Origin of the sequence: Enterococcus sp. JM9B (assembly GCF_009933265.1) — a bacterium.
GTDB classification, from domain to species: Bacteria; Bacillota; Bacilli; order Lactobacillales; family Enterococcaceae; genus Enterococcus_C; species Enterococcus_C songbeiensis.
Map to the genome: position 1 here is coordinate 1 of NZ_MAEK01000040.1, position 1,568 is coordinate 1,568.

Annotated in this window: 1 protein-coding gene; it reads left to right on the forward strand. The window is 38.5% G+C overall.

The genetic code is table 11. The annotated features are described in order from the left end of the window. The first annotated feature begins 135 nt into the window (after positions 1-135). A complete protein-coding gene (locus BAU16_RS12695) occupies positions 136-1,497 on the forward strand; it encodes an IS4 family transposase (RefSeq protein ID WP_161527210.1) in 1,362 nt (453 codons plus the stop codon). Positions 1,498-1,568: the final 71 nt, after the last annotated feature.

The window sequence follows — 1,568 nt, forward strand, 5'->3', positions numbered from 1 at the left end:
CTAAAACTTGAAACATAGAAATCGTCTGAAATCCCTTGATACACTTGAATTAAGAGCATAAAAAATAGCATGAACGCACAATCCTTGTTACAATTGAGACGACTAAATCCAATCGTGAAAGGAAGCGTTCATGCCATGAAAAGTATAACACGAAACAACACACATTCAGAAGGATTATTTTCATCTATTCAAAATTTTTATTCGAGTTTCCACTTGTCTTCGCTTGCCAAACAAGCAAATTTTACCAAACTAAAAGGGTTCTCTTTTAATGTTCTATTCTGTTATCTTATCTCCACCATTTTCTCTCATCACTCGGCCTATCGAGATCATTTGCAAAAGCGAGATCAATTACCCTTTTCCGACAAGACTTTTCGTAATTTGTTAAATGACGGACGAATCAACTGGCAACACTTTTTACTCCTCATCAGTCAAAAAGTCGTCAGTTATTTTCGTTCGTTGACCAGTGAAGACCGCAAGGACGTATTTATCATTGATGATTCGATTTATGCACGTCCTAATGGAAAAAAAGTGGAACTTTCTGCGATCCAATATGATCACGCAAAAAAGGAATATGTTCGTGGTTTTCGTTTCCTACAACTTGGTTGGAGTGATGGAAACTCATTCTTGCCTGTTTCTTTTAGTCTTCTTTCTGGCAAAAACCAATCAGTAAATGAAAAAAATACCGACAAACGTACAAATTCCGGAAAAAGAAAAGCACAAGCGAATCGTAAAGGAACCGAGGTCATGATTGAACTGTTGGATCAGGCTCTTCGAGCAGGTCATCAAGCAAAGATCGTTCTATTTGACTCTTGGTTTTCCAGTCCTAAGACCTTTCGAGCTGTCCGGTCCATAAATCTTCACGCGATTGCAATGATCAAGCGTTCCTCAAAAATCCATTACCAATTCCAACACCAGCTAATGGATGTTAAAGCGATTTTTCAAATGAAGAAGAAACGCCGTGGGCGTTCCCGGTATCTGCTTTCAGTAATCGTTGAAGTCGTTTATGAAGATGGACAATCGCTACCGATCAAATTAGTCTACGTCCGCAATCGTAACAAACGCAATGACTATCTTGTTTTAGCTTCAACGGACATCACATTAACCGAGGATGAGATTATTCAACTGTATGGTAAACGTTGGTCTATCGAAGTTTACTTCAAAATGTGTAAACAATACCTTCATCTGACAAAATACCAAGGTTTATCCTATGATGGAATCTTTGCCCATTGTGTTCTTGTAGCGACCAGCTACATTATTCTGTCACTTCGTCAACGGCAAGAAATCGATGATCGTACCATAGGCGAGTTATTTTATCTAACTGTGGAAGAATTGAGTGATTTAACTTTTTCAGAAGCAATCCGTAACTTGATTGAGCTGTTTCATGATGCGTTTAAAGCTGAACCTGTCCTTCGCAGAGAGGTTTTAGATAACGTCATTGAAAGATTCATAGAAACGTTACCTCAAGTAATCCAAAAACAGGTACTGAACGCCGCTTGAGGTGATTATTTTGCTCGCAAACCCAGTTTTATCAAGGTCTAGAGAGCTAGAACCAACTTTCAAGTTTTAGT

Bases quoted from the DNA above. Each gene is read 5' to 3' on its own strand.
- BAU16_RS12695 (WP_161527210.1), top strand. From the start codon at position 136: ATGAAAAGTATAACACGAAACAACACACATTCAGAAGGATTATTTTCA.